The organism is Pseudolysinimonas sp. (assembly GCF_057350545.1).
Genome location: NZ_JBMRCP010000103.1, coordinates 18,415 through 42,014 on the forward strand (window position 1 = coordinate 18,415; position 23,600 = coordinate 42,014).

At 70.7% G+C, this 23,600-nt stretch carries 31 protein-coding genes and 2 tRNA genes; 21 read left to right on the forward strand and 12 right to left on the reverse strand.

The features are described from left to right. Nucleotides 1–15: 15 nt before the first annotated feature. The 3 genes from ACO1X9_RS14105 (at nt 16) to ACO1X9_RS14115 (ending at nt 2,522) form a co-directional block, all read left to right on the forward strand. Complete coding sequence (locus ACO1X9_RS14105; RefSeq protein ID WP_486351480.1) at nt 16–1,602, forward strand: ABC transporter substrate-binding protein; 1,587 nt, start codon at nt 16–18, stop codon at nt 1,600–1,602. Nucleotides 1,603–1,618: 16 nt separating this feature from the next. Further along, nucleotides 1,619–2,398 carry an ATP-binding cassette domain-containing protein gene (locus ACO1X9_RS14110; RefSeq protein ID WP_486351481.1) on the forward strand — a complete coding sequence of 260 codons (780 nt, stop codon included), beginning with the start codon at nt 1,619–1,621 and terminating at the stop codon, nt 2,396–2,398. Nucleotides 2,399–2,449: 51 nt separating this feature from the next. After that, a tRNA-Asn gene (locus ACO1X9_RS14115) sits at nt 2,450–2,522 on the forward strand. 62 nt (nt 2,523–2,584) lie between these two features. Here ACO1X9_RS14115 and ACO1X9_RS14120 read toward each other — a convergent pair. Then, on the reverse strand, nt 2,585–3,346 hold the full coding sequence (locus ACO1X9_RS14120) for a hypothetical protein (protein ID WP_486351482.1): 762 nt from the start codon (nt 3,344–3,346) through the stop codon (nt 2,585–2,587). Between the two features lie 59 nt (nt 3,347–3,405). Between ACO1X9_RS14120 and ACO1X9_RS14125 the strand changes: the two genes are divergently transcribed. Then, entirely contained in the window at nt 3,406–3,984 is a 579-nt protein-coding gene (locus ACO1X9_RS14125; RefSeq protein WP_486351483.1) for a GNAT family N-acetyltransferase, read from the forward strand. Between the two features lie 21 nt (nt 3,985–4,005). Here the strand turns inward: ACO1X9_RS14125 and ACO1X9_RS14130 are convergent, their stop codons facing one another. Next, nucleotides 4,006–4,257 carry a hypothetical protein gene (locus tag ACO1X9_RS14130; protein WP_486351484.1) on the reverse strand — a complete coding sequence of 84 codons (252 nt, stop codon included), beginning with the start codon at nt 4,255–4,257 and terminating at the stop codon, nt 4,006–4,008. Between the two features lie 570 nt (nt 4,258–4,827). Here ACO1X9_RS14130 and ACO1X9_RS14135 point away from each other — a divergent pair. Together ACO1X9_RS14135 and ACO1X9_RS14140 are read left to right on the forward strand one after the other, a co-directional pair. Further along, entirely contained in the window at nt 4,828–5,400 is a 573-nt protein-coding gene (locus tag ACO1X9_RS14135) for an RNA polymerase sigma factor (RefSeq protein WP_486351485.1), read from the forward strand. Then, the gene (locus ACO1X9_RS14140) at nt 5,397–6,257 is read left to right on the forward strand and encodes a hypothetical protein (protein WP_486351486.1); all 861 of its coding nucleotides are present in this window, start codon (nt 5,397–5,399) and stop codon (nt 6,255–6,257) included. The genes ACO1X9_RS14135 and ACO1X9_RS14140 overlap by 4 nt, the downstream gene beginning before the upstream one ends. A 3-nt stretch (nt 6,258–6,260) precedes the next feature. On the opposite strand, the gene ACO1X9_RS14145 is transcribed toward ACO1X9_RS14140, so the two are convergent. After that, nucleotides 6,261–6,662, reverse strand: coding sequence for a hypothetical protein (locus tag ACO1X9_RS14145; protein WP_486351487.1), 402 nt, complete (start codon nt 6,660–6,662; stop codon nt 6,261–6,263). 107 nt (nt 6,663–6,769) lie between these two features. Here ACO1X9_RS14145 and ACO1X9_RS14150 point away from each other — a divergent pair, with 107 nt between their 5' ends. The 9 genes from ACO1X9_RS14150 to ACO1X9_RS14190 all read left to right on the forward strand — a co-directional run bounded on the left by ACO1X9_RS14150 (nt 6,770) and on the right by ACO1X9_RS14190 (nt 12,859). After that, nucleotides 6,770–7,585, forward strand: a complete 816-nt coding sequence (locus ACO1X9_RS14150) for an alpha/beta fold hydrolase (protein WP_486351488.1) — start codon at nt 6,770–6,772, stop codon at nt 7,583–7,585. Nucleotides 7,586–7,619: 34 nt separating this feature from the next. Further along, the gene (locus ACO1X9_RS14155) at nt 7,620–7,979 is read left to right on the forward strand and encodes a nuclear transport factor 2 family protein (protein ID WP_486351489.1); all 360 of its coding nucleotides are present in this window, start codon (nt 7,620–7,622) and stop codon (nt 7,977–7,979) included. A gap of 55 nt (nt 7,980–8,034) precedes the next feature. Then, nucleotides 8,035–9,234: a sensor histidine kinase gene (locus tag ACO1X9_RS14160; RefSeq protein ID WP_486351490.1), complete on the forward strand. Its 1,200-nt coding sequence runs from the start codon at nt 8,035–8,037 to the stop codon at nt 9,232–9,234. Then, the gene (locus ACO1X9_RS14165) at nt 9,231–9,896 is read left to right on the forward strand and encodes a response regulator (RefSeq protein ID WP_486351491.1); all 666 of its coding nucleotides are present in this window, start codon (nt 9,231–9,233) and stop codon (nt 9,894–9,896) included. Before ACO1X9_RS14160 ends, ACO1X9_RS14165 begins: the two co-directional genes overlap by 4 nt. 128 nt (nt 9,897–10,024) lie before the next feature. After that, entirely contained in the window at nt 10,025–10,330 is a 306-nt protein-coding gene (locus ACO1X9_RS14170; RefSeq protein ID WP_486351492.1) for an SHOCT domain-containing protein, read from the forward strand. 157 nt (nt 10,331–10,487) lie between these two features. After that, nucleotides 10,488–11,402 (forward strand): sensor histidine kinase, encoded by a 915-nt coding sequence (locus ACO1X9_RS14175; protein ID WP_486351493.1) that lies wholly within the window; start codon nt 10,488–10,490, stop codon nt 11,400–11,402. After that, a complete protein-coding gene (locus ACO1X9_RS14180; RefSeq protein ID WP_486351494.1) occupies nt 11,399–11,827 on the forward strand; it encodes a response regulator in 429 nt (142 codons plus the stop codon). Before ACO1X9_RS14175 ends, ACO1X9_RS14180 begins: the two co-directional genes overlap by 4 nt. Then, nucleotides 11,814–12,548: an AzlC family ABC transporter permease gene (locus tag ACO1X9_RS14185; RefSeq protein WP_486351495.1), complete on the forward strand. Its 735-nt coding sequence runs from the start codon at nt 11,814–11,816 to the stop codon at nt 12,546–12,548. Before ACO1X9_RS14180 ends, ACO1X9_RS14185 begins: the two co-directional genes overlap by 14 nt. Further along, nucleotides 12,545–12,859: an AzlD domain-containing protein gene (locus ACO1X9_RS14190; RefSeq protein ID WP_486351496.1), complete on the forward strand. Its 315-nt coding sequence runs from the start codon at nt 12,545–12,547 to the stop codon at nt 12,857–12,859. Before ACO1X9_RS14185 ends, ACO1X9_RS14190 begins: the two co-directional genes overlap by 4 nt. 92 nt (nt 12,860–12,951) lie before the next feature. On the opposite strand, the gene ACO1X9_RS14195 is transcribed toward ACO1X9_RS14190, so the two are convergent. Together ACO1X9_RS14195 and def are read right to left on the reverse strand one after the other, a co-directional pair. Continuing rightward, nucleotides 12,952–13,890 (reverse strand): alpha/beta fold hydrolase, encoded by a 939-nt coding sequence (locus ACO1X9_RS14195; protein ID WP_486351497.1) that lies wholly within the window; start codon nt 13,888–13,890, stop codon nt 12,952–12,954. Continuing rightward, on the reverse strand, nt 13,874–14,440 hold the full coding sequence (gene def, locus ACO1X9_RS14200; protein ID WP_486351498.1) for a peptide deformylase: 567 nt from the start codon (nt 14,438–14,440) through the stop codon (nt 13,874–13,876). The genes ACO1X9_RS14195 and def overlap by 17 nt, the downstream gene beginning before the upstream one ends. A 40-nt stretch (nt 14,441–14,480) precedes the next feature. Here def and ACO1X9_RS14205 point away from each other — a divergent pair, with 40 nt between their 5' ends. The 3 genes from ACO1X9_RS14205 (at nt 14,481) to ACO1X9_RS14215 (ending at nt 16,758) form a co-directional block, all read left to right on the forward strand. Beyond that, nucleotides 14,481–15,410, forward strand: a complete 930-nt coding sequence (locus tag ACO1X9_RS14205) for a DMT family protein (protein WP_486351499.1) — start codon at nt 14,481–14,483, stop codon at nt 15,408–15,410. Nucleotides 15,411–15,471: 61 nt separating this feature from the next. Then, a complete protein-coding gene (locus ACO1X9_RS14210; protein WP_486351500.1) occupies nt 15,472–16,644 on the forward strand; it encodes a glycosyltransferase in 1,173 nt (390 codons plus the stop codon). Nucleotides 16,645–16,684: 40 nt separating this feature from the next. Continuing rightward, a tRNA-Ile gene (locus tag ACO1X9_RS14215) sits at nt 16,685–16,758 on the forward strand. Nucleotides 16,759–16,764: 6 nt separating this feature from the next. Here ACO1X9_RS14215 and ACO1X9_RS14220 read toward each other — a convergent pair. The 4 genes from ACO1X9_RS14220 to ACO1X9_RS14235 all read right to left on the reverse strand — a co-directional run bounded on the left by ACO1X9_RS14220 (nt 16,765) and on the right by ACO1X9_RS14235 (nt 19,838). After that, nucleotides 16,765–17,298: a hypothetical protein gene (locus ACO1X9_RS14220; protein ID WP_486351501.1), complete on the reverse strand. Its 534-nt coding sequence runs from the start codon at nt 17,296–17,298 to the stop codon at nt 16,765–16,767. 109 nt (nt 17,299–17,407) lie between these two features. Continuing rightward, a complete protein-coding gene (locus ACO1X9_RS14225) occupies nt 17,408–18,076 on the reverse strand; it encodes a response regulator (RefSeq protein WP_486351502.1) in 669 nt (222 codons plus the stop codon). Further along, nucleotides 18,064–19,185, reverse strand: a complete 1,122-nt coding sequence (locus tag ACO1X9_RS14230) for a sensor histidine kinase (RefSeq protein WP_486351503.1) — start codon at nt 19,183–19,185, stop codon at nt 18,064–18,066. Before ACO1X9_RS14230 ends, ACO1X9_RS14225 begins: the two co-directional genes overlap by 13 nt. Before the next feature lie 20 nt (nt 19,186–19,205). After that, nucleotides 19,206–19,838 carry a DUF2306 domain-containing protein gene (locus ACO1X9_RS14235; protein ID WP_486351504.1) on the reverse strand — a complete coding sequence of 211 codons (633 nt, stop codon included), beginning with the start codon at nt 19,836–19,838 and terminating at the stop codon, nt 19,206–19,208. Nucleotides 19,839–20,032: 194 nt separating this feature from the next. On the opposite strand from ACO1X9_RS14235, the gene ACO1X9_RS14240 reads away from it, so the two are divergent. Both ACO1X9_RS14240 and ACO1X9_RS14245 read left to right on the forward strand, forming a co-directional pair. Beyond that, nucleotides 20,033–20,479: a DUF6326 family protein gene (locus ACO1X9_RS14240; RefSeq protein ID WP_486351505.1), complete on the forward strand. Its 447-nt coding sequence runs from the start codon at nt 20,033–20,035 to the stop codon at nt 20,477–20,479. A gap of 24 nt (nt 20,480–20,503) precedes the next feature. Further along, nucleotides 20,504–21,211, forward strand: coding sequence for a hypothetical protein (locus ACO1X9_RS14245; protein ID WP_486351506.1), 708 nt, complete (start codon nt 20,504–20,506; stop codon nt 21,209–21,211). A gap of 9 nt (nt 21,212–21,220) precedes the next feature. Here the strand turns inward: ACO1X9_RS14245 and ACO1X9_RS14250 are convergent, their stop codons facing one another. The 3 genes from ACO1X9_RS14250 to ACO1X9_RS14260 form a co-directional block, all read right to left on the reverse strand. Next, nucleotides 21,221–21,559: a YciI family protein gene (locus ACO1X9_RS14250; RefSeq protein ID WP_486351507.1), complete on the reverse strand. Its 339-nt coding sequence runs from the start codon at nt 21,557–21,559 to the stop codon at nt 21,221–21,223. Between the two features lie 64 nt (nt 21,560–21,623). Next, complete coding sequence (locus ACO1X9_RS14255) at nt 21,624–22,814, reverse strand: LCP family protein (RefSeq protein ID WP_486351508.1); 1,191 nt, start codon at nt 22,812–22,814, stop codon at nt 21,624–21,626. 53 nt (nt 22,815–22,867) lie between these two features. After that, nucleotides 22,868–23,329 carry a MarR family winged helix-turn-helix transcriptional regulator gene (locus tag ACO1X9_RS14260; protein ID WP_486351509.1) on the reverse strand — a complete coding sequence of 154 codons (462 nt, stop codon included), beginning with the start codon at nt 23,327–23,329 and terminating at the stop codon, nt 22,868–22,870. Between the two features lie 49 nt (nt 23,330–23,378). Here ACO1X9_RS14260 and ACO1X9_RS14265 point away from each other — a divergent pair, with 49 nt between their 5' ends. Beyond that, a complete protein-coding gene (locus ACO1X9_RS14265; protein WP_486351510.1) occupies nt 23,379–23,594 on the forward strand; it encodes a hypothetical protein in 216 nt (71 codons plus the stop codon). Nucleotides 23,595–23,600: the final 6 nt, after the last annotated feature.

A 23,600-nucleotide genomic window follows, 5' to 3' on the forward strand; every position in this document is an offset into this window, starting at 1 on the left:
CCCCGAGGAGTCCCGATGAGCCGGAGCACGCCGAGGCGCGCGATCGCCGCCGTCGTCGCCGTCATCCTGGCGGCGACCCTCACCGCCTGTGCGGGTGGGTCCGGAGCGTCGAGCCCGATCCGTCTGGGTTGGTCGGGTGACATCCCGCCACTCGACCCCGCCGCGAGCGCCACCGTCGGTTCGTACGCGTTCCTGTCGCAGATCTATCCGTCGCTGCTGACGATCGACCCCGACGAGGACGAGCCGGTGACGGCGATCGCCGAGTCGGCGGAGTGGACCGCGGACGGGGTGTACACGGTCGTGCTCAAGCCGGACCTCGAGTTCGCGAACGGCGACGCCCTCACGAGCTCCGACGTGAAGTTCAGCATCGAGCGTCAGCTGGCACTGCAGTCCGACGACGGCGCGTGGCGGCAGTTGCAGAGCCTCGACTCGGTCGATCTCGTCGACGAGACGACGATCGAGTTCCGCTTCGACACGGTGGTCGACTCGAGGTTCCCGTTCGTGCTCGCCGGCCCGGCGGGGCTCGTGCTCGACGAGGAGGCCTTCTTCGCCGATGAACTCACTCCCGACGAGGACATCCTCGACGCCGAGCCGTTCGGCGGGGCGTTCACGCTCAGCACGCTGCGCGGCGAGGTGCTCCTGCTGACCCCGTATCGAGGGTTCGGCGGCGACCGCGCGGCGTTCACGAGCGTCGAGGTGCATCCGGGGGAGAGCGCGGCGCTCGCGCTGCAGCTGCGCGACGGCACGATCGATGCGATCACGGGGCAGTTGGACGGGGCGTCGCTCGAGTCGCTCTCCGACGATGACGATCTCGAGATGTCGCGCGCCGCGTCGGGTCGAACGCGGCTCCTCGCGTTCGACTTCGCGCACATGCCCTACGGCACGCGCACCGAGACCCCTGACGCGAACATCGCTCTCGCGGTGCGAGGCGCGGTCGCCGACGTGATCGACCGCGAGGCGCTCGCCGACGACCTCGGAGCCGACTGGGTCGAGCCGCTCACCGGCTACCTGCCCGTCGGCATCCCCGGAGCGACCGACGTGTTCTCCGCTCTCCGCGGCGACAAAGACGGCGGACCCGACGTCGACGCGGCGACAGCGATCCTCGCTGCCGCCGGTATCGTCGAGCCGGTCGACCTCACCATCCATGTCGACGTCGCGGAGGTCGGCTTCCCGGGAAGTCAGGAGGTCGAAGCGATCGCCGCCCAGCTCGACGACAGCGGCCTGTTCTCCGTGACCGTCGTCGAGGCGGATGCCGAAGAACTCAGCGCGGCACTGCTCGCCGGCGAGGTGCAGGCGATGTTCACGAGCCTGCTGCCGGCCGACGCGGATCCCCAGGACTACCTCGCGCCGTTCCGCTCGTCGAGCACGCTCACCCCCGGCTACGTCGACGCGACGGTCGACGGTCTGCTCACTCGCCAGATCACCGAGCTCGACCCCGAGGTGCGGGCCGCGACGGCGCTCGAGACGCAGAACACGATCGCGGCTCAGCTGCCCGCCATCCCGATCACCCAGGGCGTGCGGGTCGTCTTCGCGCGTTCGACGATCTCCGGCTTCGAGCTCGACGACGCGCATGCGCTCGACCTCTCTCGGCTGCGGCGCTGAACGGTAGCGTGAGGGCATGACTGGTGTCGCGGTCCGTGCCGAAGACCTGACTCTCGGCTACGGCGACGACGACATCGCGGTGAGCGGGGTCTCGTTCGAGCTCCCGCTCGACGGCATCCTCGGTGTCGTCGGCGAGGCCGGGTCGGGCAAGTCGACCCTCGCGCGCGCCGTCGCGGCGCAGGCGGTGCCGGGGGAGCGCGAGGCGCCGCACATCATCGGCGGCCGGCTGCAGGTGCTCGGCCGCGAGATCCGCGACCTGTCGCCGCGGCGGCGCGACAAGCTCATGCTCAAGGTCGGCTACCTGCCGCAGGACGGCGGTTCCACCCTCGAGCCGCACCTCACCGTCGGCGAGAACGTCGCCGCCCCGATCTACCAGCGCGACGAGAAGTACGACCGCCACACGGCGGGCGTGCTCGTCGCCCAGCTCGTGGATGCCGTGCGGCTTCCGCTCGGAGTCATGGCGAAGATGCCGCACGAGCTCTCCCGCGGTCAGCGGCAGCGCATCGCCCTGGCCCGCGCGCTCATCCTCGAGCCCAACCTCCTCGTCGCCGACGACCCGACGATGGGCGTCGACGTGCTCGTGCGCGGCCGCATCCTCACCGTCATCGCCGATCTCCAGCGCGAGCGCGCGTTCTCCGCCCTCGTCATCGGTCACGACCTGCGCGAGCTGCGCACGATGACCGAGCAGATCGCCGTCATGCACGAGGGGATGTTCGTCGGCTACGGCCACGTCGACGAGGTTCTCGAGAACCCGCTGCACCCCTACGTGGAGGCCCTCGCCGCGACGGCGCGGTGACATCCGCACCCCCGAGGATTTGCTAGTCTTTAGCGGTTGTCTCCACGACGATCCTCGGTAGCTCAATTGGCAGAGCAATCGGCTGTTAACCGATAGGTTCTTGGTTCGAGTCCAAGCCGGGGAGCTGACAAGGCCCGGAGTCCTCGCGATTCCGGGCCTTTCGCATGAGCGGGCGCCCGAGGCGAGCTAGGGCAGCGCGGCGGAAGCGGGCTCGTAGAGGATCGAGATGTCGATGCCTCCGATCGGGCCCCACTGCCACAGCATGTTGTTCACGCGGAGGGCGAGGCCCTTGCGGGCGAAGTCTGCGGCGCTGACGCACGAGTACGTCCCGGGGTGATCGGTGAAGAGGCAGATGAGGTAACCCGACTCCGATTCGCCGCTACCGACGAAGATCATGGTGCGCGCGGATGCCTCGGCCGCGCCGTCCTCGGCACCCTCCGAGAACATGCCGATGGTCCGGGTCTCGGGCTGCAGCAACCCGAGCGCCAGCGCTGCGCGCTCCGAGGTCTCGGTCTGGCCGGGATCGAGGTCGGGCCGGGTGAAGATCGCGAGCGAATCCTCGGTCTCTGGAGTGAGCGGCTCGGTCGCGTTCGGTGTCGGGTTCGCAGACGATCCGGTGTCGCGGTCGGACGGGCCGAACGCGACGGCACCCCACGTAACTCCACTCGTGACGAGGACGCCGACGAGGGCGCCGATGCCGAGCAGCACGAGTGCGCTGCGTCGCGAACGTGGCGGCACCCTCGCCTCGTCCCGGCTGTCGACGGGCGCGCTCGGCTCCGGTTCGATCCCGTGATCGACGGGCCGTTCGGGGTCGGCGTCGGCCCTCCTGACGTCGCGTGCGGCCTGATAGTCAGCCAGCCGCTGGACGTCCTCGGCCGAGGCGCCGCGAGCGTAGGCAGCGCGCTCCAGCCGCGAACGCTCCGACTGATCGGGCCCCTGGTCCGTCATGAGCCGAGTGTAGCCACGTGGCCTCGACGACTGACGGTGGGCGGGTGCAGGATGCACGCATGAACGACTACGTCGTCAAACCGCTGACACTCGAGACCTACCCGGCGTGGCTCGCCCTCGCCGAGAAGCACAACGGGGTGTGGGGCGGTTGCTACTGCAGTTACTTCCACGGCGACACGCCCGACACCGTCAAGTCCGAGCACGACGGGCCCACCTATCAGCAACGGCTCATCGACGAAGATGTCGCCCACGCCGCGCTCCTGTTCGACGGGGAGCAGGCGATCGCGTGGTGCAAGTACGGCTCGCCGACCGACCTGCCGAACATCTACCACCGCAAGCAGTTCGACGCAGGGGAGACGCACCAGGCGCCGTGGCGCATCACGTGCTTCTTCGTCGACCGCGACTACCGCCGCAAGGGCGTGACCCTTCAGGTGCTGCAGGGCGCGCTCGACCTCATCGCGCAGGCAGGCGGGGGCGAGGTGGTGTCGTTCCCGAACATCGTCGAGCCGGGCAAGCGGGTGTCGGCGTCGTTCCTGCACAACGTCACGCCCGGCATCTTCGAGAAGGCGGGCTTCACCTTCGAGCGGCGGATCGGCAAGAACAAGACCGTCATGCGCACGACGGTCGCGCCAGCCTGAAGGCGTTACAACAGGGGCGGGTCAGCCCCGCGCGAAGACGAGCGGCTCGGCGTCCGACATTCCCCAGTGCACGACGTGACTCGGCAGGTGGAGCGACACGTAGCCGTTGTCGACTTGTTCGACGAAGACGCACGGATAGCCGTACTCCGGGTCTGGTTCGGTGTCCGAGTAGAGGCACACCATGATCGGCTGCTCGACGCCGAGGCTCTCGGTGAGCTCGTCCGGCAGGTCGGTGCGGAGCCCGACGACGGCGAACACCGGGATGCCCTCCACCTCGGTGATCCGTCGCGTCTGGGGCCCGCGAGACTGAGGCGCTCCTCCACGTCACCGAGTGGTTCGTCGGAATCCGTCGCGGGCCGCGCGAACACCGCAAGTACGGACGACTCGTCGGCGACGTCGGAGTCCGAGTCGGAGCCGGAGTCGGAGGATGTCTCCGAACCTGACGTCGGGGCCGGGGTGCGGGAGGGCGCGGTGACGGGCGTGCGATCTGCCGACTGCACGACCCACCCGAGCGCCCCCGCGACGACCAATGCGGCGACGACGGCGGCCGCAATCACCCTGCGTCGCGGGGGCCACGGGTCCACGCGGACGGACGGTTCGGGGGCCGGCTCCGTGACGGTCGGCGCGGTATCTCGCACCGCGAGGTAGGCCGACAGCCTCCGGCGGTCGGCGTCGGTCGCGCCCCGCGAGAACGCGGCGTGCTTCAGCCGCGTCAGCTCGTCGGCATTGCCGTCATCGATGACGTCCTGATCCGTCATCCGGCGAGTGTAGCCCTCGCGTCTCCACCGACCGCGCCCGCGGTTACCTTGCGCGGGGATGCGGACATCCCTGAGTGTGGGCGAGATGGATGAGGTCGTGACCTGGCGTGCGAGTCGCGCCGGCGACGGGGCTGCCTTCGCGCGCCTCTGGGACCTCCACCGCGACCGCGTCTTCCGCACGGCGCTGAGAATCGCGGAGACGCGCACCGACGCCGAGGATCTGGTCGCCGGTGCGTTCCTCGAGTTGTGGCGACGCCGCGAGGCGGTGCGCGTCGTCGACGGGTCGGTGCTGCCCTGGCTGCTCGCGACCGTCTACAACCTCGGCCGCAACGCGAACCGCGGGCTGCAGCGTCACCGGGCGTTCCTCGCGGCACTGCCGCCCCCGGCCGACGCCGCAGACCACGCTGAAACCTCCCTCGACCGCGTGGCCGCCCTCCGCGAGGAGCGTTCCCTGGTCGCGGTCGTGCGCGGTCTGCCCGCCGTGCACCGTGACATCCTCGCGCTCGTCGTCATCGAAGACCTGAGCATCGCCGATGCCGCTCAGGTGCTCGGCATCCGTACCGACGCGGCGAAGGTGCGTCTGTCGCGTGCCCGCGCCCGGGTACGCGACGCCTGGTCGCCCGCCGCACTCCGGCTCGAGGAAGGGAGCACGTCATGACCGTGCCCGAGTTCGACCCCGCCCGCTCCGACGCGATCCGGGATGCTCTGACCCGTCGGGCCTCGCAGTCCCCGCGTCCCGGTGGAGTCTCCCGCTGGGTCGCCCGACTCGGCATCGGCGTCGTCGGCGTGCTCGCCGGAGCGGCGATCACGAGCGGCGCGTGGGCGTCCGGATGGATCGACCGTCCCGACCTCGACCTCGACCTCGATCAGCCCGGCTCGAGCCTCGCCGGCGCCGACGGCGTGATCCCCGGCGCTCCGCAGGTGACGCTGCTGGGCGACCCGGTCACGCAGACCGTCGACGGTACGGCGGCGATCGAGCTCGGCGAACGGCCGCAGGATGCGACCCACATCCGGCTGCGGATCGCGTGCCTCGCCGCGGGAACCGTCGGCTTCGGCTTCGATCCGACCAACACGCCGTCGATGTCGTGCGCCCCGGCCGACGTCGGCGACGTCGCGTGGCTCGATCTCGAGCTGCCCGACGACCCGACCCTGCACATCGTCGCCGATCCTGGGATGCGCACCGTCGTCGACTACGAGTTCGCGATCGTGCGCGGAACGGAGTGGGCGACCAACGCCGCAGGCGACACGTACGGCACGTCGAACGGCGCGGGATCGCCGACACTCGTCGCGGTGATCGGGTGGGACGACGAGGGCAACATGGTCGAGGGCTACGCCTACGACGAGGAGATCGCTCACGTCGGCTACCCCGCGCCGCAGAATCCAGAGGAGGCGGGGGAGTACATGGAGTACGTCGCCGAGCTGCGCGAGCAGTATCCCGACGGCTACCCGGTTCCCGTCTACGAGTCCGACGGCGTCACGCAGATCGGGTGGTTCTACGTCAGTCTGGGGCAGTGAGGTTCACGTCCGCGCGAGCGCTTCGAACGGCGCGAGCGGCACGACGCCCTCCGCCCGACGCGCACGCTCCGGGTCGAGGGTCACGAACGCATCGGCCTGCAACCGAGTCACGGCAAGGTACTCGGCCTCGTGGATGTCCTCCCACCCGAGTTCCTCGGCGATGCGCCACGCCGTGCCGCGCGAGACGCGGTCGCCGAGCAGACGCACCTTCAGCGCGGTGAGCGGGTCGAGCAGCGCCCGGGCGTCGTCGCGCGACCGCACACCCGCCCGCACGTCGCGGTAGAGGATCGACATCGCCTCCGACCGCAGCGAGTTCGGGGCGACGAGCTGATGGGCGGCGTGGAGCGCGGACGGCTCCGCGGCGAGCCGCAGCGCCACGGGCGCATCGATGACGTAGCGGGCCATGCCCGCAGTCTGCCGCCTCCCGACGACGTTGCACGGTGACATTGCACGCCGATCACATCGCTTCGCAACGGGGTGACGCGTCAGAGTGGCGTTCCTAGGCTGCTGACATGCCTTTCCTCGAACATGACGGCGCCCGCATCCACTACGAGGTCGCCGGACCCGACGACGCACCCGCGATTCTCCTGTTGCACGCGGGCGTCGCGACCTCCGCGATGTGGGAGCCGCAGTGGCGCGATCTCCTCCGCGATCACCGCGTCATCCGTTACGACCTGCGCGGCTTCGGGCGCACCGAGTCGCAGGACGTTCCGTTCTCGAACCGTTCCGATGCGATCGCCGTGTTGGATGCCGCGGGCGTCGAGCGGGCGACCCTCGTCGGCGCATCGCGCGGCGGCACGATCGCCCTCGACACCGCGGTCGAGTTCCCCGACCGGGTCGCGGGCGTCATGACCGTCGGCTCGGCCGCCTCCGGGATGCCCTCCGCCGACGGGACGCCGGAAGAGTTGGCGATCGACGAGGAGATCGAGGCTCTCTACGACGCGGGCGATGCCGAGGCGGCGTTGCGGCGCGAGGTCGAGCTCTGGTGGGTCGGACCACGCCGCACCACCGCCGACGTCGATCCTGTGTTCCTCGCGGTCGGTTACGCCGACAACCTGGCGAACCTGCCGCGGGAGTCGGAGTCGCCGACACCGACCCCTCTCGACCCGCCGGCCTGGGATCGCTATGCGACGCTCGGCATCCCGCTGCTGTTCACGGTCGGCGATGAAGATCTCTCGACCGAGATCGCCAACACGCGCGCTCTCGCCGACGCCGCCCCGGGGTCGGAGCACCACGTGTTCGAAGGTGCCGCCCACATCCCGAGCGCCGAGCAGCCGGAGGCCTTCACGCGTCGACTGCGTGACTGGCTCACCCGCCACGGCCTCTGAGCGTTCTCGGAGCGCGGTTCGCGACAATGCGGTCATGCTGATCGACGAACTCCTCGACCTCGAGCGGCGCGGCTGGGACTCCCTGTGCGACGGCACGGGCGCGACCTTCTACGGCGACCTCCTCACCGACGACGGCCTGATGGTGCTCGCGGGCGGCATGACGATGGATCGGGATGCCGTCGTCGCATCCCTCGCGGAGGCGCCGTCGTGGTCACGCTTCGAGCTCTCCGACGAGCGCGTCGTCGACCTCGGTGAGGATGCCGCCGCCCTCGTGTACCGCGGCGAGGCTCACCGCGACGGTGAGAAGCCCTTCGTCGCCGCCATGACGAGCGTCTACCGACGCGTCGACGGGGCGTGGCGCCTCGCGGTGTACCAGCAGACCGTCGCGGGCTGACCCACCGACCGAAGTTACTCCCCGGGGCGTAACGCCTCGGCCGTAGCATCGGGGAATGCACCGGCCCTCGCGTTTCTCCGGGCCGCACCTCGACTGGACTCACGGAGGCGGGTGGCACGGCCCGCCTCCGCCCGACTGGCGGATGCCGCGCTGGGCCACGCTGTGGATTCCCGTCGTGATGGCGTTCCTCGTGCAGGTGCTCGTGGCGCTCTGGACGATCCGCACGGGCGATCTCCGTCCGGCCGAGAACGCGGTGCTCGTCGGGCTCGCGATCGTCGGCCCCCTCGCCCTCATCGCGGCGCGGCGGTTCCCCGGTCCGGTGGTCGCTGTCACCGCTCTCGCCGGTGCCGCCGACCTTTTCGTGAGCCCGCACGGCGGTCCGCCGTACATCGCCCTCGCCTTCGCGATCGTCGGCGCGATCGTGCGCGGCGCCCGGGTCTGGGCGTGGGTGAGTGTCGGCGCGTGCTGGATCGTGGGCATCACGCTCGCCATCTGGACGGGTCTCGAGCAGTGGACGCCGGGGCGCATCGCCGCGACGACCCTCGGCATCCTCATCGTCTTCGGCCTCGGCGAGGGCATCCGCGGCCGACGCGAGCGCTTCGCCGAGTACCGCCGCCTCGCCACGCAGCGGGAGCAGAGCGAAGTGCAGGCGGAGCGCGTGCGCATCGCCCGCGAGCTGCACGACGTGCTCGCCCATTCGCTCAGCCAGATCAACGTGCAGGCGGGCGTCGGACTGCACCTCATGGAGCGGCAGCCCGACAAAGCGGCGGAGGCGCTCGCGAGCATCAAGGAGACGTCGAAGACGGCACTGGATGAGGTGCGTGCCGTCCTCGGTGCCTTGAGGTCGGACGGGAGCGGCGACGCACCCCTCGTGCCCGAGCCGAGCCTCGATCGACTTCCCGCGCTCATCGCGGGTATCCGCGGAGTCGAGGTGACGCTCGACGATCGCATCGAGGGCGCCCCGAAACCCGTGCAGCTCGCGCTGTTCCGCATCGTGCAGGAGTCGCTCACCAACGTCACGCGTCACGCCGACGCCCGTCACGTGACCGTGCGGCTGTGGTCCGACGACAGCGACTTCCACGTCGATGTCGTCCACGACGGCTCCGGCCCGACGGCCCTCGCGAGCGAGACGGGCGGACGCGGACTGCTCGGGATGCGCGAGCGCGCCGAGCTGCTCGGCGGCCACCTGACGGCCGGCCCGGCGCCCGACGGCGGCTTCCGGGTCGCCGCCACCATCCCGAAGGAACATCCATGACCATCCGCGTCGCGCTCGCCGACGACCAGCACCTCATCCGCGGCGGCTTCTCGAGCCTGCTGAGCGCCGAACCCGACCTCGAGGTCGTCGGCGAGGCGGCGACGGGTCGCGAAGCGGTCGCGCTCGTGAAGCGCGAGAAGCCCGACGTCGTGCTCATGGACATCCGGATGCCGGACGGCGACGGTCTGTGGGCGACTGAGCAGATCGTGGCCGATTCCGCTCTCGCCGGCACGCGGGTCGTCGTCGTGACGACGTTCGAGCTCGACGAGTACGTCGCACAGGCGATCCGGGCGGGCGCGAGCGGATTCCTCGTGAAGGACACCGAACCGGTCGAGCTCATCCGCGCCGTGCGGGTCGTCGCGGGCGGGGAGGCGCTGCTCAGCCCGAGCGTCACGCGCCGGCTGCTCGAACGCGTCGCGACGGGGCTCCGCGACGCCCCCGACGCCTCGCGGTTGCAGAACCTCACCGATCGCGAGCGCGAGGTGCTCACCCTCGTCGGGCAGGGCCTCACGAACGACGAGATCGGCGGGCGGCTCTACCTGAGCCCGCTCACGGCGAAGACGCACGTCTCGCGCATCATGTCGAAGCTCCTCGCCCGCGACCGCGTGCAGCTCGTCGTCATCGCGTACGAGACCGGCCTCGTCACCCCCGGGTCGGAGTAGCCGCCCCTCACCGAGCACTCCCGGGGGAGTAGTCGGGTCGCTCCCGGCGGCGGATTCGCCCCGAGCGCCGCACGACGAGATTGGTGTCAGCGGAGCCCATCCCGGGTTCCACGGAAACGGAGTGACTCGTGTTCACCGCTCTCGCCCTCACCGCCGCCGTCGCGCACCCCTGGGGCGGCCCGGGGTTCGGCTGGCTGTTCTTCCTCGTCCCGCTGTTCTGGATCGCCGTCTTCGCGATCCTGTTCGCGATCTTCGGCCGTCGTCGCCGCGCCATGTGGGGCGGCGGGCCGCACGCGTGGCACGCCGCGCAGGCCGCAGGCAGCGCTGAGGCGACCCTCGCCCAGCGTTACGCGAACGGCGACATCGACGAGAAGGAGTACCGCGCGCGCCTCGAGGTGCTGCGCAGCACTCCGCCCGCCCCGCCGGCTCGCTAGTCCCGCCGGCCCGTCGACCTCGGCACCCTCACGGCCCGGCCGTCCGCACCCCGCGGGCGTCCGGGCCGTCGGCCGTCCGGATGTCTGACGAGGGAGGGATAAACTGATCGGTCGGGGCCGTGGTGACCAGCATCGCCGCGGAACGGGAGGCACTTCGATGGACGAGCTCACCTTGGATGTCGAGGGTTTCGACGTCATCACGATCGTGCTCGCCGGCGTGGCGGGGGCGCTCGTCGTCGTCGCGCTCGTACTGCTCGTGCTCTGGCGCCGGGCGCGCCGTGCCGCGGACCGCAACGAGTTCGACCGCACCGCGGCCGAGCGCGAGCGTCTCGACCTCGAGCTCACGCTCGCCGAGCAGACCAGCCGGCTGCGCATCGTGCGCGAGCTGCACGAGCTCGTCGTGCACTCGGTCTCGGTGATCATCAGCAACGCCGACGGCGCCCGCTACGCCGCCTCGACCGACCCTGCGGTCGCGGCGCGCAGCGCGTCGGTCATCGCCGACACGGCCCGGCACACGCTCGCCGACCTCCGTCGCGTGATGGCTCTCGCGCGCGAGGGCGAGGCGGCGGCCGGTCCCCAGCCGCGACTCGCGACCGTCCGCGACCTGTTGAAGGTCATGCGGGATGCCGGCCTGAGCGTCGAGTTCCGCGAGACCGGGGAGCGCATCGACCTCAAGCAGGGCGCCGAGCTCGCGATCTACCGCATCCTCGAGGAGGCGCTCGCCAACGCCCTCGCGCACGGCGGGGAGGGCACCGAGGTGCTCGTGAGCTTCGGGTGGAACGACGAGGGCCTCGAGGTCGTCGTGTCCGATGACGGGGCACGATCGGCGTCTCGTCGCGACGGACTCGACCCCGACGAGGTCGCCCGCGACCGGGTCACCTCGCAAGACGACGACCTCGCGGCGCTCACGCAGACTCCGACGGGTCGGGGTCTCACCGAGATGCGCGAGCGCGCGGAACTCTACGGCGGCATGCTCAACGCCGTCGTCACCCCGGGGGTCGGGTTCACCGTCACCGCGATCTTCCCGGCCCTGCACAACGGCATCGACGGCGTGCGTCTGGGCACGGAGTGAGCACGCGGGCCGCCCGCACCCCGCGACCGCCGGTGCGCATCCTCCTCGTCGACGACTCGCTGTGGCAGCGCGAGGGCTGGTCGCTGCTGCTCGGCTCGCAGCCCGACTTCGACGTCGTCGGCGAGGCCGGTGACGGCAACGAAGCGCTGCGCTTCGTGCGCGAGCATCCCGTCGACGTCGTGCTCATGGACATCCAGATGCCCCGGCTCAACGGTCTCGCGGCCACCGAGCACCTGGTCGCCGATGAGCGCGTGCGCGCACTCGGACCGGTGCCGCGCGTCATCCTCGTCACCGGCGTCGACCTCGACGATCACGTGCCCGAGGCGGCGCGCGTCGGTGCCTACGCCGTGCTCTACAAGGATGCCGAGCCGGAGGCTCTCTTCGAGGCGCTGCGGGCCGCGGCGCTCGCCCGTGACGAGTTCTGAGGCGCCCGCGGCGGTCGAACGACGTGAGTCGGCCGCCGCCGTGCGCGCGAGTGTCAGCGTCGCACTCGCCGTGGCAGCCTACGGGGTCTCGTTCGGGGCGCTCTCCGTCGCCGCGGGACTCGACGTCTGGCAGACCTGCGTGCTGAGCCTGCTGATGTTCTCGGGCGGCTCGCAGTTCGCCCTCGTCGGCGTGCTCGCCTCGGGCGGCACCGCGGCCGGTCCCGCGGCGATTGCGAGCGCGGCACTGCTCGGGATGCGCAACTCGCTCTATTCGATGCGCATGGGTCCGATCATCGGCGGCCCGTGGTGGCGGCGACTGCTCGCGGCCCCGTTCACGATCGACGAGTCGACGGCTGTCGCCACCGCGCAGCCCACTCTTCGCACGCAGCGGATCGGCTTCTGGGTGACCGGTCTCGGCATCTACCTCGGCTGGAACCTCACGACCCTCGCCGGCGCCCTGCTCGGCGACCTCGTCGGCGACGTGCGGCAGTACGGGCTCGACGCGGCGGCCGCGGCCGCGTTCCTCGGGCTGCTCTGGCCGCGCCTGCGCTCCCGTCAGCCCGTCGCCGTCGCGATCGCGGCTGCGGCCGTCGCCGCGGTGCTGATCCCGTGGCTGCCGCCCGGCATCCCGGTGCTCGCCGCCGCGGTCGTCGCGATCGTCGTCGGGCTCACCAACGTGCTCGGGCGCCAGGTCGTCGAGCCGGGGGAGACCCCGCAGTGACCGTCTGGAACATCGTGCTGCTCGCGTCGGCCGCCGTGCTCGGCCTCAAGGTCGTCGGCTACCTCGTGCCCCAGTCGTTCATGGAACGCCCGACGCCCGCCCGGGTCGCCAACCTCACGACGGTCGGGCTGCTCGCGGCGCTCGTCGTGACGCAGACGTTCGAGCGCGCGGGTGGCCTCGTGCTCGACGCGCGCGTTCCCGCGGTGGTCGTCGCCGGCATCCTGTTCGCCCTGCGCGTGCCGTTCATCGTCGTGATCGTCGTGGCCGCGCTCGTCGCCGCCGGGCTGCGGCTGTTGGGATGGATGAGCTAGGTCTCGACACGCCCCTGCGGGGCTACTCGACCACCGAGTCGGCACGCCCCTGCGGGGCTACTCGACCACCGAGTCGACACGCCCCTGCGGGGCTACTCGACCACCGAACGCAGCAAGGCGTAAGCGCGCTCGAGCTCGTCGCTCATCGACGCGCCGCCGTGGCCCTCGTCTTCGACCACGACGAGCCGGCTGTGCGGCAGCCCGCGGTGCAGCTCCCACGCGGTCGCGAGCGGTCCGCTCACGTCGAGCCGCCCATGGATGAGCACCGCCGGAATGTGCGCGATCGCGTCGAGGCGGTCGAGGATGCCGCGGGGCCCGAGGAACGCGTCGTGCGCCCACGAGTTCACCACCTGCGTCGCGAACGGCACGGCGAACGCGGGGTCGGCGTAGCGCGGATCCGGCTGCCATCCCGGGGCGAGCGACACGTGTACGTCTTCCCAGCGGCACCACGCGAGCGCGGCGTCGGTGCGCACAGCGGGGTCGGGATGCCGCAGCAGCCGGTCGTACGCCTCGACCACGCGCTCACCCGGCTCGCGACCGGACGCCGCGGCGAACTGCTCCCATTCGCGCGGGAAGATCCTCCCGACGGCCTCGGTGATCCAGTCGACTTCGACGCGGCTCGTCGTCGTGACGGCGGCGAGCACGAGGGCGCTGACGCGCTCGGGATGCTGCTGGGCGTAGGCGAGGGCGTAGGTGGAGCCCCACGATCCACCGGCGACGAGCCAGCGCTCGACGCCGAGGTGCTCGCGCAGCTCCTCGAGGTCGGCGATCATCCGCGGGGTCGTGAGGGCATTCAGCGCCGGCCCGGGGCCGTCGACGAGCGGGGTGCTGCGCCCGCAGCCGCGCTGGTCGAAGCCGAGGATGCGCCAGCGGTCGGGATCGGGGCGCCGCTTGTAGCCGCCCGCACCGAGCCCGGAGCCGGGGCCGCCGTGCAGCCAGACGAGGGCCGGCGCGTCGGGGTTGCCCGACTCCTCCCAGTAGAGCTCCGCGCCATCGCTCGTGGTGAAGAGCCCCTCACGCATCGAGGTCATCCACTCCCGGCATCCACGACGCGCCCGGCTTGCCCCAGCTCCTCTTGCGGATCGCCTTCGCGACGCCCTTGTCGTGCGGGTGCTCGAGGCGGTCGGCGTAGAGCACGCCGTCGAGGTGGTCGTACTCGTGCTGGAAGATGCGGGCCAGCCATCCGGTCGCACGCACCTCGAACGGCTTCCCGTCGAGGTCGGTCGCGGTGAGCACGGCTTCCACCGAGCGCCGCAGCGGGAACCGCTCGCCGGGGATCGAGAGGCAGCCCTCCGACTCCTCGTCGTCGTCGAGCTCGCCCACCGCGAGGGGCGCGATGAGCAGCGACGGGTTGATCGCCGTGCCTCGATGGTGGATGCCGTCCTCGTCGATCCACGACCACACGAAGAGGCGCAGCGGCACCCCGACCTGCGGTGCGGCGAGACCGACGCCGGGGGCGGCCGCCATCGTCTCCTCCATGTCGGCGACGAGCTCGCGCACGGATTCGTCGATCTCGCCGACCGGCGCGGTGGGGGAGTGGAGCACCGGATCGCCGGTGATGCGAATCGGACGAACGGCCATTCGGCCAGGATATCCAGCCGTCGTCCGCTAGATTTCCGGGGTGGACGTGCTGGACGACCTTGCCTCGCAGAGTGCGATCGGCGGAATCCCGGTTCTCGGCATCCTCATCGCCCTCGTCGGCGCGGTGTTCCTCGCGCTCGGTGCGCAGTTCCAGCACCGGGGTGTCGAACTCGTGGAGCAGCGGCACGGATCGGGCGCGAAGGCGGGCCTGAGCGTCAAGCAGATCGCGCTGCTGCTCGCCCGCCCGTCGTGGGTGATCGGCTCCGTGATGCTCGGGCTCGCGATCCTGTTCCAGCTCGGCAGCCTCACCTTCGCGCCGCTCATCGTCGTGCAGCCGATCGGCGTCGTCGCGCTCGTCATCACGACGATCGTCAACGCCCGCGTCAACAAGCTGAAGCTCGAGGGGGCCGTGATGCGCGCCGTCGGCTTCTGCGTCGCCGGTATCGCCCTCTTCGTCACCGTCGCGGCGTTCGTCGCTCAGGAGCAGGTCATCCGCGAGCCGCAGCTCGTGATCATCCTCAGCATCCTCGGCGGGGTCGTCGTGATCCTCGGGCTCACGTTCGCGTTCGCCCGCAAGCGCGCGGGCGCCCTGTTCTACATCGTCTCGGCCGGCGTGCTGTACGGGTTCGTCGCGACGCTCGCGAAGGTCGTCATCAACCGCCTCGGCAACGTGTTCGCCGGCAAGGTCGACTTCGAGTGGCTCACGATCGTCTGCGTCGTCGCGCTCCTCGCCGCTGCCGCCCTCGGCGCCTACTTCGTGCAGACGGCCTACTCCCTCGGCTCTCCCGACCTCGTGATCGCGGGTCTCACCGTCGTCGACCCGCTCATCGCGGTCGCGATCGGCATCGCGGTGCTCGGTGAGGCGTCCCAGGCGCCGCTGTGGGTCATCCCGGTGTGGGCCCTCGCGGCGGCGATCGCCGTCTACGGGGTGTTCCAGCTCGCGAAGCACCACCCCCAGACCCACCGGTGACGGGTCAGACCCACCGCTTCGCCTGCGGGATGGGTCGCCCGGCCTGGAATAGGCTCGGCGAGTGCGAATTCTGATCGGTGCCGACACTTTCGCACCCGACATCAACGGGTCTGCGTCGTTCACCAAACGCCTCGCCGTGTCGCTGCAGAAGCGCGGCCATGACGTGCACGTCGTCGCCCCCTCCGCGACCGGCCCCGCGAGTTCCGGCCCTGAGGTGCACGACGGCGTCGAGCTGACTGTGCACCGGCTGCTGAGCTGGCGCTGGCTGCCGCACCCGTGGCTGCGGTTCGCGCTTCCGTGGCGCGCGAAGGCGAACGGCCGCAAGCTGGTCGAGAGACTGAAGCCGGATGTCGTGCACTTCCAGTCGCACATCATCATCGGCGGGGGCCTCGCGCCTGCGGCGAAGGCGAACGGCGTGCGCCTCATCGGCACGAACCACTCGATGGCCGAGAACATCGCCCAGCACGTGACGATCTTCCCGCCGCCGATGCTGCGCTGGCTGATCCGCACGCAGTGGAAGGTCGCGCGCGACGTCTACGCGATGGCCGACGAGGTCACGACGCCGACGAAGCGCTCGTCGGACTACTTCGAGCAGATGACCGGCCTCACCGGCGTGCACTCGATCTCCAACGGCCTCGACGCCTCCAACTACGTGCCCTCCTACGAGCCGCGCGAGGGCAACCGCATCATCTTCGTCGGACGTCTCGACGAGGAGAAGAGCATCCACGAGCTCATCCAGGCGGCGGCGAAGCTCGATGCCTCGCTCGGCGCCCACGTGGAGATCATCGGCGACGGCGAAGACCGCCACCGTCTCGAGCGGATGGCGCGCGACCTCAACATCGCCGACCGCGTCACCTTCCACGGCCGCATCTCCGACGAAGCCCTGCGCGACATCCTGACGAACGGCGCCGTCTTCGCGATGCCGTCCCGCGCCGAGCTGCAGTGCATCGCCGCGATGGAGGCCATGGCCTCCGCCCTGCCCGTCGTCGCCGCGAACGCCATGGCGCTGCCCCACCTCGTGCGTCAGGGAAAGAACGGCTACCTCTACGACCCGGGCAACATCACCGAGTTCGCCCGCCACCTCACCACCGTGCTCACCGCCTCTCCGGAGAAGTACGCGGAGATGAAGAAGGCGTCGGAGAAGATCGTCGCGAAGCACAGCCTCGAGGCGACGACCGACACCTTCGAGGCGCTGTACCGTGGTGAACCGGTGACCGACCCGGTCACCGACTAGCAGTACGTCGGTGCCCGAACCGGTCACCGAGCAGCAGTACGGGGCGGTAGCTCAGCCGGTTAGAGCAGCGGACTCATAATCCGTCGGTCACGGGTTCAAGTCCCGTCCGCCCTACAGGAGTCACCGCGATTTCGGGCGGCGGGTCTTCGGTGCGTTCAGCACCTGGTGAACCACCGCGGCGCGGAGGAACGCTTCGAGGGACACGAGCAGCGTTGAATGCGTGTCGGCAAACCGCTTCGTCAGCGAGATCGCGGGACGACCGTCAGCCAGCTGCAGCATCGGCCACTTGTAGGGGAGCAGCGCGGCGTGGTCTTCCCGGACAGTCCCTAACTTGTTCTTGTTCACAGTCGTCCACCGATGGCCGAGAACCGGGAGCTCGCCGCGGGTCGTCAGCAGCACGGTCGCCGAGTGGTCGTCGATGGTCGCGGTCAGCTCCCACAGATGGAGCACCCGGGTCCGCGTCGTGATGTCGCGCGGGCGAATTCCGCGTTGCTCGAGCTCATCGACCACGGCGAGCAACAGCGGTCGGGCTTGTGCATCGAGGGCTTCGGCTGCGGCATGCGCCTCGCGCTTCGCCTGTTCGGCAGCGACTGACTCACGGGCGCGGGCGGCCCGGATGGCTTCGACGTCGTCGTCCAGGCCGTCGAGGAACATGGCCACACGATAGCAAGGCGAATCGCGCGGAGGAGTCCTCAGAGTTGCGGTGGAACGCCACTCTCAGACTCCACCGGTCACGGGTTCAAGTCCCGTCCGCCCTACTCCTTCAGCGGGGGCGCGAGCGCCCCATTTCGTGCGCCCAGATCGCGATCTCAACCCGATTGCGCACCCCCAGCTTCGTCATCAAACTCGCGACATGCGTCTTCACGGTACTGAGCGTGATGTACAGCTCACTCGCGATCTCCCCGTTGCTCAACCCCCGCGCGACGGCCGCAAGCACCTGCTCCTCCCGCTCGGTGAGCGGCTCGACCGGCCCGGCAGGCACCCCGGCCGGCGCGGCAGACGCGAACGCCTCGAGCAGCCTCACTGTGACGTTGGGCGCAATCAGGGCGTCGCCCGCAGCAGCTGCCCGCACGGCCTGAGAGAGCAGCGCCGCCCCGGCATCCTTGAGCAGGAAGCCCTTCGCCCCAGCACGCAGCGCTGCAAACACGTACTCGTCGAGGTCGAAGGTCGTGATGATGACGACCGCCATCGGGTCGGGCACGCCCGGCCCGGCGAGCACCCGCGTCGCCTCCAGGCCGTCTTGCCCGGGCATCCGGATGTCGAACAGGCAGACGTCGGGCCGCAGGCTGCGAGCCAGCGCCACGGCCTCGTGGCCGTCGGATGCCTGGCCCACGACCTCGATGTCGGGCTGGGCGTCGAGCATCATGCTGAGCCCGGTGCGCACGAGTTCCTGGTCGTCGGCGATGAGCACGCCGATCGTCACGGTGACCATCCAACCCGGGGCAGCACCGCGGTCACGACCCACCCGCCGCCGGGCGCCCGCCCCGCCTGGCACGTGCCGCCGAGCAGGGCGGCGCGCTCGACCATCCCGGTGATGCCGTAGCCGGGCGGCGCAATCGGCACCGCCTCGCCGTCGTCGGTGACCCTCAGCCGCACTCCGGCGGCATCCGCCTCGACGACCACGTCGATGACGGAGGCGCCGCGGGCATGTCGTCGCGCGTTCGTGGCCGACTCCTGCGCCATCCGGTAGACGGCGGCGGCGACCGTCGGCGGGATGCTGTCGGTGTCGCCCTCGACCCGCACGTTGACGCACGGGCTGAGCTCCTCGGTCGCGAGCCCCCGGATGTCGGCGAGCGTGCGGGCAGGTGACAACTCCGGCGCGTCGCCGACCCGCAGCACGCGCACCATCGAGCGCATCTCGGCCAGAGTCGTGGATGCCTCCGCCTCGATCACGCGCAGAGCGTCGCGGGCGGCATCCGGTTTCACCTCGACCACGGCCAGCCCGGCCTGAGCCCTGATCGCGATGGCCGAGACGTGGTGGGCGACCGTGTCGTGCAGGTCGCGCGCGAGCATCTCGCGCTCGAGCAGGCGGGCGCCATCCAGTTCCCGCAGCCGGGCCCGGGCGCGGAAACGGAAGGCGAGGCCGAGCCCGATCACGCCGGCGGCGAAGGCGGCCTGCGCGACGAGTTCGCCGAGCGGAGTCCCCGTGAGCGCCGACACGGCCAGATTGGCGAGCACGAAGCCGGTGCCGACCACGAGCCCGCGACCGTCGGCCCACCGGAACAGCGAGTACATCAACACGACGCCGACGGCGCTCGTATAGAGCACGGAGTCGCCGAGCAAGAGCGTCGCCGACGCCAGCGCGGCCGAGCTCAGCAGGAGCATGAGCAGCGGCCGCGTGCGCCGCCACAGCAGCGTCGGAACCGCGGCGAGCACGAAGAGCGCGGCCACGAGCGGCTGGGAGAGATCGGTGCGGAGCGCCGCCTCGAGCACGGTGAGCACCGCGACGAGCCCCACGAGCGCCCAGTCCCGCCACACGCGCCTCGGGGGAGCGGGCACGGCGGCCGGCGCGGTCCATGCGGAACGCAGCAGACCGGTCACGCGCTCATGATACGAGTGCATCAGCGTGCGACCGCAGCTGCGGGTCCGGATGCCCGCGAAGCCCGGCGCCGTCGCAGGATGATCAACTCGGCGACGACGATGTTGAGCGCGAACGCGGTGGCGGCGAGCGGGGCTTCCCCGGCCGCGTCGACCTCACCGAAGGGCAGAGCCCACACGATGAAGACGAGAGCCTGGGTTCCCCCGGAGACGGCGATCGCGTAGGCACGCGTCATCCAGGCCCCGTGCGCGGCGAAGTCGCGACGCGTGATCGCCCACGTTCCCAGTACGAGGAAGACCATCAGGATGACGGCGAAGCCGAGTCGCACCATGGCCTGCGGGAACTCCGCGGTGGGGCCGTCGAAGGAGACGGCCAGCCAGATGCTGGACAGTGCGGCGAGGAATCCGCCGGGGATGAGCACGCGCCCGACCGTGCGATGCCACCGACTGCGGAGTCGCAGTGCCGGCGAGAACTGGAAGGCGCCGAGCAGGCAGTACGTGCTCATCGCCACGACGTGCACGATCGTCGGCACAGGTGACAGCGGCGAGCTGCTCGCGCCGCCCGAGTGACCCTCGGTCAGGCTGAACGCGCCTCCCACCACCGGGATCGCGCTGAGCAGCAGCAGGCCCGTGATCGCGAGCCATCCGCTCTTCACCCTGCGCTGCCTCGGCGAACGGGGTTGCGTCGGCGGGCGGACGGATGTCGTCGGTGCGGTCATCTCTCGATCGTGTCGGGAACGCACGCCGCCGGCATCGGTGCGGGGTATGGGATCGGAACCGTACTTTCGGCCGATCGGATTCCGGCCGAAGCGCCGATGACCGGCGCTGGGATGACGTCGACGATCGAGTCATGACCAACCGAACGAACACCCGGAACCCTCTCGCCACCGGCGCGATCTCTGTGCAAGCAAAGCTCGCTGCCGCCTGGACGAGCCTCATGTTCCTCGTCATCTACATCGACTACTTCCACCTCTACCAGCCGGGAGAGATCGACGAGATCCGGGGAGGCTTCATCTTCGCGTTCGACATCAGCGGCACGTTGATGAGCATCTTCTTCGTCGTCATCGCGATCCCGGCCCTCATGGTGGTGCTCTCGATGGCGCTACCGGCGCGTGCGAACCGCGTGACGAACCTCGTCATCGCGTCGCTGTACATCCCGATCATGGTGTTCAACGCAGCCGGAGCGACCCCGGACTACGCCGTCTACTACGCCCTCACCATCGGCGTCGAGGTGCTGATCCTGGCCTACATCCTGCGCGCCGCCGCGACCTGGCCTCGCGAGGTTTCCAGGGCGTAGCTCGCCGCCGATACAGTCGGCGACATGGCTGAGAGGTCGTTCCTGGCGCGCGATGAGGCGGAGCTTCTCGCGCGCCAGGAACTCGTGCACGACGGCGAGCTCCTCGGCGTCGAGATCCTGCCCGGACCTGCCATCGAGACGCCCGGGTTCTGGATCTTCCACCCGACCAGCGCGGCCTTCGCGTCGGGGTTCTCGTCCGACTCGTTCGCGCATCGGCTGCCTCCCGTCGTCGTCGATCGGCGCACCTCGCGCGTGACCCGCCCGTTCGCGGCGGGGCAGCGCTACTCGGTCGCCGACCTGGGCTCGGGGGAGTGGATCATCCTGCCCCCGGAGGTCGACGCGGCCACGGGCGACGGTGTCGACGGCCTGAACCTGCCGCGCCACGAGGAAGACGCGCTCGGCAGGCTCGAGCATTTCCGCCTGCGTCGAGCGGGACGCGACGACGGCGACCGTCTCGAGGCCACCGCCGTCGCCACGGACCCCCGCCTCATCGAGGAAGGGCTGGAGCGTGCCGGCATCCGCCGCCTCGGGGCGGCGTGGACCGTGCCCGACGCGGGCGCCGACGAGCACGTGCGGGTCACCTGGAACCCCGAGACGGCCACCGTGGGGTTCTGGCTCAGCGGGAGCGGCTCGACGCAATCCCCGTGGACGATCGGCCCGCGCGACATCGAACTCGCCCGCCTCCTCGAGGCATCGCTCGCCGACGCGGAGTGGATCCGTTTCTGGCGGTGAGGGCCCGGGTCAGCTCTCCGGGTCGTACATGAACTCCCGCAGCTCCTGCGAGCACCGGCAGGCGACGGCGATCTTGCGCGCCCACTCTTCGGCCGCAGCGCGGTCAGCCACCTCGAGCACCGTCCACCCGCCGTTCAGGTGCGAGCCCGGGTAGGTGCCCGCCGTCACCGTTCCGTCGCCCGCCACGAGCACCGGCTCCACCGACTCGTCGATCCCGCCGCCGAACACCCAGACGCCGGCGGCCTTCGCCTCGGCGACGACGGCGCGAGAGTCGATGCCGGCCTGCACGAACTCGTCGTCGCTGAGCTGCATGGCTTCGGCCGGGAACGAGATGAGGTACTTGGTCATCCCGTGATCGTGGCGCGAACCGCCGACGCTCACAAGTGCCGTAGCCCGGCGGCGGCCGCGGCCGCTAGTAGTTGTTGCCGATCGTGCAGGTCTGCTCGGCGGCACCCTGACCGTTGATCGACGGCGGTAGCGTGACGACCGGTGTCTCGTCGGGCGGCGTCGACGCGGTGGCCGAAGGCGATCCGCTCGGGTCGGGCGCCGGGGTCTCGACGACATCCTCACCCGCCTGCGCGCCGCCCCCGGGGTCGCCCGTCACGACGACGCGGGCGTCGGCGGCGAGAGCATCCATGAGCACTTGGGCCTCGGCTCGCCGAGGAGCGACCCCGCCGACCCCGCCCATCGTCGTCTCGCCGGCGGGGTAGCTGACGAACGCGATGTTCGCGAGCGGGATGTCTTTGAGTGCGAACGCCATCGACGCCATCGCGTGGAGAGAGCTGAGCGACGTGCTGAGCTGCATGTTCTTCGCCGCGGCCTGCGCGAGCGAGTACACGGTGAGCGGGTTCGTGAGCACGCCCTCGGCCTTGATCTTACGGATGAGCGCCGAGAGGAAGAGCTGCTGGTTGCTCACGCGGGTCGTGTCGGAGCCGTCGCCGACCCCGTAGCGGCTGCGCAGGAACTGGAGTGCGTTCCATCCCTCGAGGTTGTGCACGCCCTCGTCGAGCGAGAGTCCGATCTGGCTGTCGCGGATCGGCTCGGCGACGCACACCTCGACGCCCCCGACGGCCGACGACATCGCGATGACGCCGTCGAACTCGATCTTCGCGGCGTAGCCGATCTCGAGCCCGGTGAGTGCCTCGACCGTGGTCACGGCGCACGCGAGCCCGCCGTAGTAGAGCGCCTCGTTGAGCTTGCGCGTACCGGGATTCCCCTCGGTGCATCCCGCGATCGGCACGAACATGTCGCGCTGGAAGCTCACGGCGACGGCGCTGTTCGACACGGGGGAGAGGTGCAGCAGGATGTTGACGTCGTTGAGGTTCTCGCCGCGTTCGCCGTAGGCGGGGTTGCCTTCGCCGCTGTCGCTGCCGACGATCAGGATGTTGACGGGCCGATCGATCGGGCCGGCGTAGACGATCGACTCGCCGTCGGCCTGGATGTCGACGCCCGGCTCGAAGCTCGAGGCGAGCTGCCACGCGGCGATCCCGGCGACGGATGCGGTCGCGACGAACACGACGGCGAGGGTCGACGCGACGGCGACCAGAACCGTCTTCAACGGTCCGCTGCGGGTGAGGCGGCCGTGGCGCGCGGGGCTGGACATCGCTTGACCCTACGTCCCGAGCCCTGGATGCCGCCTGGGGAGAATCTGAGCACTCACCGCGCCGCGCGGGATGCCTCCAGGAGCGCGGTGAGCACGTCGCGCGCGTGCTCGAGGTCGGTGATCGGCATCCCGAGCCGTTCGACGACCTGACCCGGCACGGCGAGGGCCTTCGCACGTAGGTCGGCACCCGCCGCGGTGAGCGAGACCGCGAGGGCGCGGGCATCCGTCGCGTCGCGCGCGAGCTCGACGAGCCCGGCGGTCTCGAGTCGCCGCAGCAGAGGGGACAGCGTCGCGGGTTCGAGCAGCAGCTCGTCGGCGAGGTCGCCGGCGCGGCGCGGGCTGCGCTCCCAGAGTGCGAGCATCACGAGGTACTGCGGGTGGGTGAGCCCGAGCGGCTCGAGCACGGGGCGGTAGAGCGCGATGACGCTGCGGGATGCCGCCGCGAGCGCGAAGCACACCTGGCGGTCGAGGGCGAGCGGGTCGACGGCGGACGAGGTCGCGGTGGTCGAGGTCACGTCTCCAGGATAGTTAGTGGGCGAAGGAAATAGTCAGTACGCTAACGATATGGATGATCGCGTCCGCTGGTGGGATCGGCTGAATCGTGCGCTGTACCCGTACATGGGCCCGGCCGAGCTCGGGTCGCGCGACGAGCCCCCGCGCGCGTCCAGTGTCGGACGCCCGTGTCCGCTGTGCGGCCGCTCCATGCTCGAGCATGACGTCGAGCGCGCCGGCGACTGGTCGACCGCGACCCGGTTGCACTGTCCGGTCGACGCCGCCTGACCGGGC

Coding starts and splice junctions, on each gene's coding strand:
- ACO1X9_RS14105 (WP_486351480.1), top strand. CDS start 16: ATGAGCCGGAGCACGCCGAGGCGCGCGATCGCCGCCGTCGTCGCCGTC.
- ACO1X9_RS14110 (WP_486351481.1), top strand. CDS start 1,619: ATGACTGGTGTCGCGGTCCGTGCCGAAGACCTGACTCTCGGCTACGGC.
- ACO1X9_RS14120 (WP_486351482.1), bottom strand. CDS start 3,346: ATGACGGACCAGGGGCCCGATCAGTCGGAGCGTTCGCGGCTGGAGCGC.
- ACO1X9_RS14125 (WP_486351483.1), top strand. CDS start 3,406: ATGAACGACTACGTCGTCAAACCGCTGACACTCGAGACCTACCCGGCG.
- ACO1X9_RS14135 (WP_486351485.1), top strand. CDS start 4,828: ATGGATGAGGTCGTGACCTGGCGTGCGAGTCGCGCCGGCGACGGGGCT.
- ACO1X9_RS14140 (WP_486351486.1), top strand. CDS start 5,397: ATGACCGTGCCCGAGTTCGACCCCGCCCGCTCCGACGCGATCCGGGAT.
- ACO1X9_RS14145 (WP_486351487.1), bottom strand. CDS start 6,662: ATGGCCCGCTACGTCATCGATGCGCCCGTGGCGCTGCGGCTCGCCGCG.
- ACO1X9_RS14150 (WP_486351488.1), top strand. CDS start 6,770: ATGCCTTTCCTCGAACATGACGGCGCCCGCATCCACTACGAGGTCGCC.
- ACO1X9_RS14155 (WP_486351489.1), top strand. CDS start 7,620: ATGCTGATCGACGAACTCCTCGACCTCGAGCGGCGCGGCTGGGACTCC.
- ACO1X9_RS14160 (WP_486351490.1), top strand. CDS start 8,035: ATGCACCGGCCCTCGCGTTTCTCCGGGCCGCACCTCGACTGGACTCAC.
- ACO1X9_RS14165 (WP_486351491.1), top strand. CDS start 9,231: ATGACCATCCGCGTCGCGCTCGCCGACGACCAGCACCTCATCCGCGGC.
- ACO1X9_RS14175 (WP_486351493.1), top strand. CDS start 10,488: ATGGACGAGCTCACCTTGGATGTCGAGGGTTTCGACGTCATCACGATC.
- ACO1X9_RS14195 (WP_486351497.1), bottom strand. CDS start 13,890: ATGACCTCGATGCGTGAGGGGCTCTTCACCACGAGCGATGGCGCGGAG.
- def (WP_486351498.1), bottom strand. CDS start 14,440: ATGGCCGTTCGTCCGATTCGCATCACCGGCGATCCGGTGCTCCACTCC.
- ACO1X9_RS14220 (WP_486351501.1), bottom strand. CDS start 17,298: ATGTTCCTCGACGGCCTGGACGACGACGTCGAAGCCATCCGGGCCGCC.
- ACO1X9_RS14225 (WP_486351502.1), bottom strand. CDS start 18,076: ATGGTCACCGTGACGATCGGCGTGCTCATCGCCGACGACCAGGAACTC.
- ACO1X9_RS14240 (WP_486351505.1), top strand. CDS start 20,033: ATGACCAACCGAACGAACACCCGGAACCCTCTCGCCACCGGCGCGATC.
- ACO1X9_RS14245 (WP_486351506.1), top strand. CDS start 20,504: ATGGCTGAGAGGTCGTTCCTGGCGCGCGATGAGGCGGAGCTTCTCGCG.
- ACO1X9_RS14250 (WP_486351507.1), bottom strand. CDS start 21,559: ATGACCAAGTACCTCATCTCGTTCCCGGCCGAAGCCATGCAGCTCAGC.
- ACO1X9_RS14255 (WP_486351508.1), bottom strand. CDS start 22,814: ATGTCCAGCCCCGCGCGCCACGGCCGCCTCACCCGCAGCGGACCGTTG.
- ACO1X9_RS14265 (WP_486351510.1), top strand. CDS start 23,379: ATGGATGATCGCGTCCGCTGGTGGGATCGGCTGAATCGTGCGCTGTAC.